Here is a 13,989-nt window from a genome sequence, read left to right as displayed (position 1 = left end):
TTTATTACGTGAAGGGGGTGATAGCAGAAAGCTTTATGTATGCTGTCAGGGAGACTGAACAAGCTTCAAGCATGGCCAAATTCAATCTAGGGAGATGATGTTTGTGTTGAAAGCGAAGAAAGGTTTCGTACTTGGAATGAGTGTTGCTGCATTGATTGTTACTGCTGGTGGGGCGCATACCCCGGCGGCTTCTGCGGCAGGAACGACCTACTATGTGGCAACAACCGGAAGCGATGCGAATGCAGGTACAATCAGTGCACCTTGGAAAACGCTGCAGCACGCAGCGGATGTTGCGGCAGCGGGAGATACGGTCTATGTACGCGGTGGCGTATATAATCAGAAGCTGAAACTGACCCACTCCGGTACGGCGGGTAATCCGATTACATTCTCAAATTACAGCACCGAAGTAGCGACCATCGATGGCACGGGGCTTTCGGTAAGCGGTATTGAAGGAATCGTAGATATTACGGACAAAGATTATGTGAAAATCAATGGATTTGAAATTCGCAATTATACAACATCGGCTTCGAACGTCATGCCGGTCGGTATTTATGTTCATGGCTCCGGCAGCTTCATCGAGCTGACGAACAATAAGGTGCACGATATTAAAAATACAGCAACCCCAACGGGTTCAGACCTTCTTGGCCGGGATGCCCACGGTATTGCCGTGTATGGGACGAAGGCGCCAGCTTCTATTCATGACGTTACCATTAGCGGGAATGAAGTGTATAACCTCGTTCTTGGATCGAGTGAGTCCGTTGTTTTAAATGGCAATGTCGATACGTTCTCTGTTCTTAACAATATTGTTCACGATAATGATAACATCGGTATTGATATTATCGGTTTTGAAAAAAAATCGCCAACGGAAGCCTACGATCAGGCGCGTAATGGCATCGTAAGAGGGAACCGCGTCTACAATATTACTTCCAATAACAATCCGTCCTATGGCAAAAAGCTGCCAAATAAAAGCTATGGAGCAGATGGTATTTATGTCGATGGCGGCAAAGATACTATTATTGAACAAAACTACAGTTACAATAATGATATTGGCATCGAAATTGCGTCTGAGCATCCAGGTAAATCCACGAGCAATATTACGGTGCGCAGCAATATGGTTTATAAAAATAGCGCTTCCGGCATTTCACTCGGGGGCTCATCCAGTGGAAATGGCTCCGCTGACAATAATAAAGTTGTCAACAACACGCTGTACAAAAACGATGCAGCGAATCAGGGCAGCGGTCAAATGAATTTCCAGTACAAAACCAACAACAATATCATTAAAAACAACATTATGGTAGCTAGCTCTAATAATTTACTGATTATGAACGATAACACACAAAATTCGGGCAACATTGTGGATTACAATCTTTATTTTGCGCCAGGCGGCACCTCCAATGCCACATGGGGCTGGAAAGGTACGGAGTACACAGGGTTCGCTTCGTACAAATCAGGCACCGCCAACGATGCGCATTCTTTATTCATTGATCCGCTATTCGTAAATGTCACGACAAACGATTTCCATCTGCAGTCCACTTCCCCGGCAATTAATGCGGGTTCGACCGATACGGCAATTATTGGCACACAGGATATTGACGGTCAAGCCAGAGTACAGGGGTCGGCTGTGAATATCGGTGCGGATGAATAATCGTTAAGACCAGGCTTAGACGAGCAAGGCCTTGATTTTCCCGGATTTTACGGGGGGATCAGGGTCTTTTTCACTGTTAATGACGATAATATTTGGGCAATCTGACGAATGTTCGGAATGTAGTTGTTGATGTGCACAAAATTTGCTATGCTATCAAAAGGAAATGATAAATTTTGGCGCAAATTTTGGCTGCGGGGGGTCGCGAGTTGTCCACATTAAAAGATATAGCGGAGCATGTAGGTGTCTCGATATCCACGGTATCCCGCGTTGTAAATAATGATACGAGCAGAGCTGTTCACCCGGATACCCGTCAGAAAATATGGGAAGCCGTAGCCAAGCTCGGTTACCAGTCCAACAAGGGCACAAGGGAAATGATCGTTCGTGGGAAGCAAAAGAAGCCGAACAAAAAGGTGGGCTGCATTGTTGCGGTTCCGCAAAATAAATATAATCACCCGTATTTCTCTTCCATTCTGGAAGGAATTGAACGAGGGCTTGAGGATCATGGCTTCGATTTGGCTTACATTCATTCCGGTGAAGAGCTGAAGAAGCCGAATATGCTGCATAAAATTGTAAAGGAAAGCGAGATCAGCGGCATTATTCTTGTCGAAGGGATCGAAGCTGCTTCCTATGAATATATTAAAGCGCATGTCCCTTATGTCGTTGGCATTGACATCCCGGATAAGGAAGTGCCTCGCGTGGGCTATGATCGGCTCTCCGCTGCTAAACATGCCGTTGCTCATCTAATTGAACGAGGGCATAAACGCATAGGCTATATTGGCGGCTCGGGACTTTCTTTGAATATGGAAAAGGAAAAGCGTTTCCGAGGCTATCAGGAAATGATGCGCGAGGCAGGTTTGCCGATTCCGAAGGAATGGGTGCTTGACACGCAATGGGATGTGGAAAAAAGCTATGAACTGATGAAGCAGTCGCTTGAGCAGCATAAGGAAGTGCCTACGGCAATGTTCGCAGCCAGCGATATGATGGCCATCTCTGCCATGCGGGCAGCGCTAGAGCTGAATTACCGAATACCGCAGGACATTGCGTTCGCCTCGATTGATAATATTGAATTCTCACAATATTGTTCACCGCCGCTGACGACCGTCGATATGCCCAAATTCGAAATCGGTTGGATCGCCGCCAAAACGCTCATTGATTATATTGATGAGAAAATGCCCGTTCCCGTCACGATTACGCTGCCGTTTAAATTAATCGAACGAGGTTCATCCTGACGGATTGCTTTCGAAGAAGTGAAAACTAGAAACCGTTTGCCTTTGTTTTCTACGCAAAGGCAAACGGTTTTTTGCTGTCCGAAGGCTGGGACGCGGGAAATACGCAAATTTGGATGAATAATCCGACAAGTTTGGATTAATTTAATATAATTTGGCGCAAAAACTAATCCAAATTAAGGCGTGAAAACCATTGACAAAGAGTTCATAAACCCTTAATATTCAGTGTGTAGAGAATATTGGCGCAAACAATTATAGTTTGGACAAATTGACGCCAAACATTCATTCATACTTAAACAAGGGAGACAGACAGCATATGAGTAAAATTCGTCTTGCATTAATCGGTGTTGGTGACATGGGCACAGGCCATGCTATGGGATTTGACCAAATTGAACAATGTGAAATTACGTGGGTAGCAGATCCGAGTAAGAGCAACTTGGAGAGGGCGCTTCCATACATTAAAAAAAATCAACCGAAAATTGTTTCGGACTATAAGGATATTTTGGGGCAAACGGATACATTCGACGCCGTCGTTATTTCGGTTCCTAATTATATGCACAGAGAAGTAGCGCTAGCTTTCCTGGAACGCGGCAAGCACGTTTTCCTGGAAAAACCGGTAGCTCCAACCTTAGCTGATTGCGACGCGATTCTGGAAGCGGCCCATAAGGCGAAAGTGATCCTCCAGATCGGACTTGTTTACCGATACTCCAACCTCTATCGTCGCATGGAGAAAGAGTTAAGCGGAGGACGCCTGGATGATGTCACCATGATGTGGTGCAAGGAGTTTAGAGATCCGTTCCCGCCAGTGGATTGGTTCTATGACAGTACGAAGTCCGGCGGAGCGCTTGTCGAGAAGGATTGCCATCATTTTGATATCTTTAATTGGATGATTGGAGCAAAACCGGTTCGGGTATTTGCTTCTGGCGGCCAGCATGTGATCAAAGATGGACAGAATAATTTGATCACCAATTCTTATACCCATTATCCAGCCAAACATATTACTTCGACCAATATTGTTGATCATGCGTGGGTAACGATTGATTACGAAAATGGCAGCAAAGCTAATTTAGGGTTGTGCATGTATTTGAAGCCAAGAAATTTGATGGATGAAGGTTTGGAGATTGGTTTAATCGGCAGCAATGGGGCGCAGATGGTCGCCAAACAGGATCGCACGATTGATATTTCCGGAGGCCCTGATATGACCAAGGAACATATTGATACGGATGTCGTTTCCGATACGTACAGCGGAGGACATACGGGCAGCCAGAAACAACGATACGAATTTTTGGATTCCGTCCGCACGGGCAAAGAGCCTTTTGCCAGCGGAGAAGTGGGGCGGCAGGCACTGCTTGTTGCGCTTGCAGCTGAGAAATCGATTAAAGAAGAGCGCTATGTGTATCTGGACGAAATTAAGTAGAGACCATAGAGGGGAGATACAATATGGCGTCAAAATGGAAAGAGGAGCTGAAATTTCTAAGTTTCATCTCGCCTTGGATCATCGGTTTTCTTATCTTCTTCGTCGTACCCGCTCTGACAAGTCTATTGTACAGCTTTGCGGATTACAATTCAGTAGCTGAACCCGTATGGATCGGATTTAAAAATTACGTGGACTTATTGCATGATCACATTTATCTCAAAAGCTTCGGCAACACCTTGTACTTCGTCATTATAGCCGTTCCTGTTACGGTGACCTTTCAGATCTTGACTTCTCTCGTGCTGAATGTAGATGTGAAAGGCGTTCATTTCTTTCGAACCTTCTATTACTTGCCGTATCTCGTTCCGCCCGTGGCTACCGTCATTCTGTGGGTTATGCTGTTCGGGACCGACAGCGGGATGGTCAATCAGCTGCTTTCGCTGGTAGGATTGCCTAAATTTGATTGGTTCGGCACAGAGTCGCTTATGAAACCAATCATTATTACAATCGGAATTTGGATGTCCGGCGGCCCGGTACTTGTTTTCCTGGCTGCCCTCAAAGGGATTCCCGGACATTTGTACGAAGCTGCCAAAATTGATGGAGCGAATGTGATCAGCCGCTTTTTCAGGATTACGCTTCCAATGCTGTCGCCTTCGATTCTGTTCGCCGTAGTGATGCAGATGATCTACTACTTCCAAATGTTCACCGAATCCATGCTGCTCAATAATGGCGGTCCGAACTATGCCTCTCGTACGTATATGTTCAATACGTTTCAAACGGCCTTCCGTGATTTTAAATTTGGATACGCGATGGCCCAATCGTGGATTTTATTTCTGATCATTCTTATTTTAACCTTGCTGCTCATGAAGACGTCCAAACGTTGGGTCTATTATGAGTCAGAGAAAGGAAACGGATAGCGATGCGACTGACGAATCTTTCCAAACAGCTTAGCCAATACTTCTTTCTGATTCTCGGACTCGGGATATTCTCAGGACCTCTTCTATGGCTCATATCGACGATGCTGAAGACGCAGGAACAGACGTTTCAGTTTCCGCCGACCTTTATTCCTAATCCGATCACATTGGATGCTTTCCCTCGATTATTTGAATCAATGCCCTTGATGGGACGCTGGATTGCCAACTCCTTCGCCATCTCCGGCTCCGTTGGTGCAGGGACGCTCCTCTTCGCATCCTTGGTTGCATTCGGCTTCGCTCGAACGAAGGGGCGGTCACGTGGCGTACTCTTTGCTATCGTGCTTGCAACGCTCATGATACCTTCGCAAATTACACTTATCCCCCTTTACATCATGTACAAGAAAATTGGCTGGTATAACACATGGTTTCCGCTTATCGTACCGCAAGTTTTGGCAAGCCCTTATTTTATCTTCATGTTCCGGCAGTTTTTTATGACCATTCCGCGTGAGCTGGATGAAGCCACTCAAATGGATGGCGGCGGCTACTGGACGATTTATAGCCGAGTCATTGTTCCGCTTTCCCGACCAACCATGATCACTGGATTTATTTTTGCTTTCGTCTTCTCCTGGACGGATTTCTTTTCCCCGCTGATTTATATTCAATCCGAGAAATTGCAGACGCTCAGTGTCGGATTGCAGATGATTATGGGGCAAACCTCGCATGATTTCCCTGTTTTGGCTGCTGGGTCTTTTATCGCTTTGCTGCCGATCGGATGCATTTACTTCTTCGCGCAACGTTACTTTATTGAGGGGGTGGTCATGTCGGGTATTAAGTAAAAGCCAGCCTAGTTGTACGGTTTGTGAAGTGAACAGATAAATCTGAGGAGGGTTCAAATGAAAGCGATTAAATTGCTTACCGGTGTGACATCTATTGCGGTGTTAGGTTCCTTAGTGTTGACTGCTTGCGGCAAAAGTGAAACAACAGTGACGCCTGCTCCAACAACGACAGCAAGTACAACAGGTGCTCCTAAAGAGACAGCGAAGGCTGCAGAGGAAATTTCCGGCAAAATTGTCTACTCCCAATGGGGAACGAACGTTGAAACCGAGCAAACCAAAACACTGCTTAAGGAATTCAACAAGAAATATCCGAAAATCGAAGTGGAAGTCGTCAGTAAAGACTGGGGGACGTATTGGACATCTTTGACGGCTCAATCTGCTTCCAAAGATTTGCCTGATGTGTATAAAATCAGTTTCGCCTACGTAGATAAATACGCCAAGCTTGGAGCTATGAAAGATCTGACTGATATCATCAAAACGAATAATTTCAATGTAGGCGACTTTGAGCCAGGCGTATTGGCTACACACCAAGTAGGCGGCAAGCAGTACTCGCTTCCGAGAGATGCAAATACCATTGTCACCTATTATAATAAAGCTCTGTTCACAGATGCCAAGAAGAATCCGGCAGGCGCACCTCAGCCTAAAGGTGAAATGACGTGGGAGCAAGTTCTCGATATCGCCAAGAAAATGACTTTGGATAAAAATGGTAAAAATGCTTCCGAAGCCGGGTTTGATGATAAGAACATCGTGCAGTGGGGAATGACCGTCGATGCCGCAGGTTCAGCGGATTCCGTTCTGGAGCCTCAAGTCATTTCCAACGGTGGGAAAATCGTCAATGACGACCAAACTTTGGCGCTGGAATCACCGGAGTCGAAGCAAGTGCTTGAATTCTACCGCGATCTTGTTACCAAATATCATGTAACGCCTTCATCCAGCCAAAGCCAGTCCTTATCCAAAGATCCCTTCTTAACGTTAACGACAGGCAAAGTGGCGATGAGCTTTGCAGGTTCTTGGTCAGCCGCTGAATTCAAAAAGGCAAACATTCAGTTTGATACCTTCCTTCCTCCAAAATTCAAAGACACGAAAACAGTTGTACAGGTCGCAGGGAATGCATTAAGTCCTTATACAAAAAATGAAAAAGCGGCATGGGCGCTGCTCAGCTGGCTTGCGGGTCCAGACGGCCAAATCGCGCTTGCGAAGCAAGGACAGTCCATTCCTGCAAATAAACAGGCAGCACAAACGTACCTTGGCATTGACGAGGGGTATAACAAGCAAACGTTTATTGATTCCCAAAAGTATGCGATTCCTGTTCCTTTCTTCGACGGGAAGGACAAATTGCTGTGGGATATTATCCCGCAAAAGCTGGCGCTGCCACTTTCCGGCAAGGGCGATTTGGATGCAACTTTGAAAGAAATCAAAACACTTTACGGTAAATAAAAGCAAGATAAGCATCCATCTGGCATCTAGATATGCAAGCTCAGAGTGAGATCCATGAATTGACATGATAACCGTCAACGCAATGGGTCTCCTTTTTTATGGCCTAATTCGTATATTTGAAAGGAGTTTTGAAAAGAAATGAAGAGTTTAAGTCAGTGGCGAAAGCTATCTGTTCAATTATCGATAGCATCTATCATCCTGAGTATGTGCGTATTGCCTGCTTCTATTTCGGCGCAGGACAGCGGGCAAACCTCCGTGAAATTCACGGGTGCACCGGGAGAATGGGCAGCGATCCAGCATGACACAATTTCCTATGAGCAAAGTTTGAATCTGCTTAAAGCTGTGCAAAAAAACGGTAAACTGTACCTCCTTGCGACAGGTACCGGAATGAATGTTGGCAGCAGCACGTTCTATATTGACAGTGATAATAACGACGAATCAGGGGCTCCAGAAGCTTCATGGTCCCACAGCTCAGGTATTGATTATAAAATTGCGGATGACCAGCTCTACCAATTTGTTAATCAACAGTGGGAGCCGAGAGGTTCAGCAGTGATCAGCAAAACAGCATCAGCCTTCGAGGCAGCTATCGATTTATCCAAGCTCGGGCTCAGCGCCTCAGCGAAGCTGAAAGTAGGATATACCAAAAACGGCAACAGCTTTATGCCGGAAGCGGGAAAAACGATGCTGGATGTCGAAGCAGAAGCTTCTTTATTTGCGCCGGGAATCGAGGTGACTGTAGATGGCACAGCAGCTGATTGGGCTGGAGTTACTCCGCTTGGGCAATCTGCAGATGGCAGCACGAAGCTGTATGCCTCGCAGAACAATACGACGTTATCTATCTTGGTGACCGGCAGGCTTAGTGGAAGCAATGATGTGTTTATCGACACGGATAAAAGCAATGACACCGGATTTGCCTCGTGGGCTTGGCCCAAAGCGGGGGCTGACTATTTGTTCGAGAACGGTGCTTTGTACCGAAATACAGGGATCGGCTGGTCATGGACGGCTGTATCCGTTCCCCAAATTCAATATGCGGCCAGCGGATCTGGCGATAATCAAGTTATTGAAATGTCTGTACCGTTAAGTGCGCTTGGATTAGCAAAGCCAAAACCGATTTATGTTGCTTTCAACGGAGGCGATTATTATGCACCTGCGCCTGGCAGCAATCCTGGTCTTGTGGTGCCTTCCTTGCCTGATATTACGTTAGACGGGAATGATGCTGACTGGGCGGGGCTGGATCCTGTCGGGATTAGTCAGAGCAGTGATTTGCAAGACTTGTATGCAGTTGTCAAAGGCACCAAGCTGTACGTCCTTGCTCATGGAACGAATCTATCAGGTGAGATAAATTTGTTCATCAACAGCGATAATGATCCTGCTACTGGACATCAAGGTTGGCAGTATGTCCATACGGGAGCCGATTATTTAATCCAAAACGGAAACGTTTACAAAAGTACCGGTCCAGGCTGGGTATGGGCTGCGGCAGGTGCTGCTGAGACCGTTATCAGCTCAACCTATGCAGCTGCGGGTCACAGCATCATGGAAGCTGCAATTGATATGAGCAGCTGGAACGATGTTTCAAGTACGGTAAGAGTGGCTTTGGGGGTCGGAGATAGCTATGCCCCGCAAGCACAAACAGCGGCCAACTATCCGGCAGCCACTTCGCTCTCTGGGTCCGTGATAATGGTCGACGGTCAAATCGATGATTGGGCTCAGATTGATAATCAAGCTGCAGCTGGCAATACGAATTTGTCGCTGCATGCGGTACAAGACGACAGGAAATTGTATTTTCTCGTTCAAGGGGCGAATTTAGATACGCAAAATGAGTTTTTCTTGGATAGCGACAATGATGGAGGAACAGGTTATGCAGACCCAAGATGGGCTGGAGCTGGAATTGACTACCGCATCGACCGCAATTCGTTATATCGGTATGAGGGCGCTCAAGCGGGGTGGAGCCGTGTTGGCTCCGTATTCTATAAGCCGACGCCAGATGCGGTTCAGGTTTACCTTTATTTGGAGCAAATTGGCCGAATAAATCCCGGAGCGATGAAAGTTGGTTGTGTCTCCAAGCAGGCTATTGCACTTCCAGAGCCTGGGCAAACGCTTCTGGCAACATCAGCCGTTTATCATCAGCCGGCAGTTTCTGATGCTTTCGTTCCGAAGGAATCGTTCGATGTGCTGAATAACCCTTACATGGGCTGGGTTGCGTGGGCGAGGGATGATGATAAGAAGCCTCTTGGTGAACCGTATGTCCAGCCCAACAGCTTGATGTATGTCGGGATTTCTTGGCGGGAGCTTGAACCGGTCAAAGGACAGTTCGACTGGGCAGGCATTGAAGCCAAATATCAATTTGCTTATTGGAGCAGTTTGGGCAAGAAGCTGAATCTGCGTCTTGTTATGGATACGCCAACAGAGGATCCAACGCACAAAGATATTCCGGATTGGCTATATGATGAGCTGGTGCAAGCGGAAGGCAGCGCTGGTGCAGGGAAGTGGTACAACACGGAATCCATCGGCTCCGGTTTCGCGCCCAACTACAGCAGTCCTGTGCTTGTAAGCGAGCATGAACGAATGATTCAAGCCTACGCTGAACACTATGATAACGATCCGCGTGTTGCGTTTATTCAAATTGGATCGCTGGGGCACTGGGGCGAATTTCATAACTGGCCAGAGGACGTTTCCGGGAAGTTCCCGCAGCTGACAATTTCCAATCAATATGTTTCCCATTATATAAACAATTTTCATCATAAATTGATTGGCATGAGGAAGCCTTTTCCAATTGCAGCCGAGCATCACTTTGGGTTGTTTAACGATGTGTTTGGCGATAAAGGCTCCACGAAGTCCTTTTTGGATTGGACGATCAATGGCTGGAATGAAATTAACTTGTATCTGGAGCCGGGAGAAAATGCGCCGGACGTTCAGGCTGCTTCCAAAATGCCAGATTTCTGGAAGGTGAACTATTCTGGAGGGGAATTTACTAGCGGCAATCCACTACAGTCGCTCAAAGATGAAGTCATGATGGAATCGCTTTATGAGACGTATGCATCGCATACTTCGTGGCTGGGGCCTTCTTCGCCGGCCGACTATCAAGTCGGGAAAGACGGTGTGACACAAGCGGTTCAGGAAAATATGGATACGATGCTCAAAACGATGGGCTATCGCTTCGTGCTTGAATCAGCCTCTCATCAAGCCTCTGCCCAAGCAGGAGATAGCGTTACTCTAGCAACTTATTGGAACAACAAAGGTGTGGCTCCCTTTTATATGGATTGGCCTGTTGCGGCTGCGCTTGCTGATGCATCGGGGCAGATTGTCGCTTCATCGATAACCAAAGCATCAGAGACGGATATTCGCAGTTGGCTGCCAGGCGGTCATCCAGCGGAACTTCCTCTTACATTGCCAAGCAGCCTGATGACGGGTACTTATTCCGTGCTGATTGGCATCTTGGATCCGCAAATGAATCAACCAGACATACAGCTGGCGATTGAAGGCAAACGGAGCGATGGCTGGTATGCTTTGGACACAATAGCTGTACAAGGGGAGGATCCCTCAGCTTCAGCGCCTTCCAGCTCATCAGATTCTGGTTATGGCGGAAGCTTAGAAGGAACCATTCAGCTTGTTGCACAAGCAGATTTGGTCAACGGTCATGTGGCTATTGCGCTAGATGGCAGCAAATCTGAACTCAGGGTGCCTCTGGCGGCTTTGCCTGACAAAGACGCACAGTTAGATATAACAGGCCCAGCATTTTCACTGCAAATTCCTAAGGAGGTGATGGAAGAAGTAAAGAGCCTTCAGAAGCTGAAGGGCTATCAGGGAGCGCAATTGTCTCTTGCTTGGAAAGAAGTGAAGGACATGGCCTTGCAGAATATGCTTGCCGGATTGCCTTCAGCAGCAGGTTCAAATTTGTGGAGCTCAGCCGGAAGCGCAATCCGTCTGGAGCTGTCACTGAAAGGGGGAGACGGTCAGAGTGAAGTATTGAAACAGTTTACAGCGCCTTTAATTCTGACGCTACCGCTGAGCGCCGGTTCGGATCATGCATTGGCTGGTGTTTATTATTTGGCGGACAACGGTACTCCTGTGTTCGTTGACAGCAGCGAGGACAAGGGCCAACTTATTGCGAAGGTCTGGCATTTCAGCTCCTATGCCGTGCTTGCGCTTCACAAGTCGTTTCGTGATGTCCCTAGCGAGCACTGGGCGTTTGCCGATATTCAGCGGATGGCGGCGAGGCACATCATCGAAGGGGAGAGTGATACCGATTTTGCGCCGGATCGCAGTGTGAATAGAGCTGAGTTTACGGCTATGCTCGTAAGACAACTAGGATTGACAGCTAAGAAAGCCTCGACGGACGCCCGGTTTATGGATGTAGAGCCTCAAGCATGGTACGCAGAGGCCATACAAATTGCGGTACAAAACGGGCTCGTAACGGGTCTAGGCGAAGGATGGTTCGGGCCGGATCAGCTCATTTCGAGACAGCAGGCAGCCGTGCTGCTGCAGCGTGCGAAGGGGGCTAACCTGACCGTGCCAGCTGCCGCAGGAAATGCTTCGTACGAGGCATTCGCGGACAAAGAAGAAGGAGCCGTTTGGGCGCAGGATGCGCTGCGTGCCAGTGTAGAGCAAGGATTGCTTCAAGGTCTTGATGACCACATGCTTGCGCCTGCTGAACACATGTCGCGAGCACAAGCAAGTGTCATACTTTCACGCTTTAAGGACTTGGGGAAATAGTAAAATCATCTCGCGTATAGCGCGAAAAGGAGCGATTTTCTATGAAAAAAGTATTGGCTGGTTTAGTAGGCAGTGCTCTTGTTTTACAAATGTTTGCCGCAGCGGCATCCGCCACGGAGCCGACCGGGGCTCTGCCTCATTTGGCGATTTATTATGGCTGGCCTTCGGCTGTAAACGGCGCAGGCGGAAATGTAACGACAGCCACGAATACGTTTAATCAATTCGATGTGATTGTTTTCGCCGATGGGATTGAGCATGCCACGCACGGAGATCATGCCAATACCGCAACGATCATGACCAATTTGAAGAATGCAGGCAAAAAAGTGTTCGGATACGTGGACTTAGGTGTCAGCACCCAGAACCTGTCAACGACCGTGATGAAGCAATACGTAGACGAGTGGTACGCCATGGGGGCATATGGCATCTTCCTCGATGACTATGGTTTTGATTACGGCGTCACCCGCGCCAGACAAAATACGATGCTTGATTACATCCATGGAAAAGGCATGAAAGTCTTCATGAATTCATGGAACGTCGATGATGCCAGCGGCGATAAGGATGAAACCGGGGCAGCCAGCACTACACATGCTCAGTCGGGAGATTGGTACTTAGCCGAGAGTTGGCTCGTTTCCGGCAATGCGTATCAATCTACTACGGATTGGTATGCCAAAGCCAACAAAGCGCTTGCTTACAAGCGGAACAAAGGAATTAATACAGCCGTAGTATCGACAGCGGCCAGCGGGGCGGCTGGCTCTTCCGATCATACGTCAGATAAGTATAAAATGGCTTGGTGGGGAGCCGCTATGTACAACTTCCCATTCCAATGGACGGATCTTAACTATTCAGCTAGTAACGGCACGTTGTACTATTACAATAATTTAAGTACATCGTATGGAAGCACGTATTCGGCAGATCCTACGAACCCAAGCTCAGGGCAGTATCAAAGAACGACGAATACAGGCCAAATCGTTATGACCGGCAATGGGTCCACGACAGGAACCGGCTCCTTTACGACAAGCGGCAGTGGAGGAGGGGGCGGAGGATCGGCGATTACCGTTGATGGTAATACTGCGGACTGGAGTTCTGTCTCTACACTGGCAAGCACAGCGACAACAGCGCAAACGCTGAAAGTCACCAATGACAGCACCAATTTGTATATCCTCGTTCAAGGGAGCGGACTTAATGTGAAAAGTCAGTTCTATATCAATAAGGATAACAATAATGCAACAGGCTTTAATGTAGGAAGTTGGACGACTTCCGGCACAGATGTCCTGGTGGAAAACAATAGTGTTTACACCTATAGCGGTAGCTCGAATAGTTGGGCATGGACTGGACCGGTTCTTACCTTATCCGCCTCCCAACTCGTGAATACCAGCACCGTAATTGAGGTCGCGATTCCCTTGCAAACGCTAGGTGTGAGCGCAGGGCAAAGCATTAAACTCGGTTATATTCAAAATGACTCCACAACGGCTCGTCTGCCTGGCGCGAATGCTTCTTTGCCTACGTATACGTTGCAATGAATATTTAAGCTCGGCGAGACAGTGGCTTATATTTTCGTTGCAAAGGGTTATAGCCGATGAATCGGCTATAACCTGCGATTGTGCATCTTTTTTCGCTTGAAATCCCAATAATGATGATAATTCCTGCAAATGTGCATCTTTTTAGGGCTTAATTTGGTTATCTCTCTGAAGCCCCCTAATTAGATTGGAGTCATCAATATGCAATAAGGTACAATATTGGTGAGGGGGAATGAGATATATGAAAAGCAATATCCTTTATGATGAGCAACGGATCAAGGTAGCTC

8 protein-coding genes are annotated in these 13,989 nt (G+C 47.3%); all 8 read left to right on the top strand.

What is annotated here, in order from left to right:
- Nucleotides 1-103 precede the first annotated feature (103 nt).
- The 8 genes from HQN90_RS35005 (at nucleotide 104) to HQN90_RS34970 (ending at nucleotide 13,705) form a co-directional block, all read left to right on the top strand.
- The gene (locus tag HQN90_RS35005; protein ID WP_420851105.1) at nucleotides 104-1,645 is read left to right on the top strand and encodes a choice-of-anchor Q domain-containing protein; all 1,542 of its coding nucleotides are present in this window, start codon (nucleotides 104-106) and stop codon (nucleotides 1,643-1,645) included.
- Between the two features lie 206 nt (nucleotides 1,646-1,851).
- Nucleotides 1,852-2,874, top strand: a complete 1,023-nt coding sequence (locus HQN90_RS35000; protein ID WP_173227471.1) for a LacI family DNA-binding transcriptional regulator — start codon at nucleotides 1,852-1,854, stop codon at nucleotides 2,872-2,874.
- A gap of 313 nt (nucleotides 2,875-3,187) precedes the next feature.
- Complete coding sequence (locus tag HQN90_RS34995) at nucleotides 3,188-4,288, top strand: Gfo/Idh/MocA family protein (protein ID WP_173227470.1); 1,101 nt, start codon at nucleotides 3,188-3,190, stop codon at nucleotides 4,286-4,288.
- Between the two features lie 23 nt (nucleotides 4,289-4,311).
- Nucleotides 4,312-5,202, top strand: coding sequence for a carbohydrate ABC transporter permease (locus tag HQN90_RS34990; protein ID WP_173227469.1), 891 nt, complete (start codon nucleotides 4,312-4,314; stop codon nucleotides 5,200-5,202).
- 2 nt (nucleotides 5,203-5,204) lie between these two features.
- Entirely contained in the window at nucleotides 5,205-6,035 is an 831-nt protein-coding gene (locus HQN90_RS34985) for a carbohydrate ABC transporter permease (protein ID WP_173227468.1), read from the top strand.
- A gap of 57 nt (nucleotides 6,036-6,092) precedes the next feature.
- Nucleotides 6,093-7,472 (top strand): ABC transporter substrate-binding protein, encoded by a 1,380-nt coding sequence (locus HQN90_RS34980; protein WP_173227467.1) that lies wholly within the window; start codon nucleotides 6,093-6,095, stop codon nucleotides 7,470-7,472.
- A 138-nt stretch (nucleotides 7,473-7,610) separates the two neighbouring features.
- The gene (locus HQN90_RS34975) at nucleotides 7,611-12,185 is read left to right on the top strand and encodes an S-layer homology domain-containing protein (protein ID WP_173227466.1); all 4,575 of its coding nucleotides are present in this window, start codon (nucleotides 7,611-7,613) and stop codon (nucleotides 12,183-12,185) included.
- A gap of 41 nt (nucleotides 12,186-12,226) precedes the next feature.
- Entirely contained in the window at nucleotides 12,227-13,705 is a 1,479-nt protein-coding gene (locus tag HQN90_RS34970; protein ID WP_173227465.1) for a hypothetical protein, read from the top strand.
- Nucleotides 13,706-13,989: the final 284 nt, after the last annotated feature.

The sequence above is a fragment of the Paenibacillus alba genome, from assembly GCF_013204855.1.
In the GTDB taxonomy this organism is placed as follows: Bacteria; Bacillota; Bacilli; order Paenibacillales; family NBRC-103111; genus Paenibacillus_E; species Paenibacillus_E alba.
Note: the sequence above shows the minus strand (reverse complement) of the source record. Positions and strands in the feature narration are given on the sequence as shown.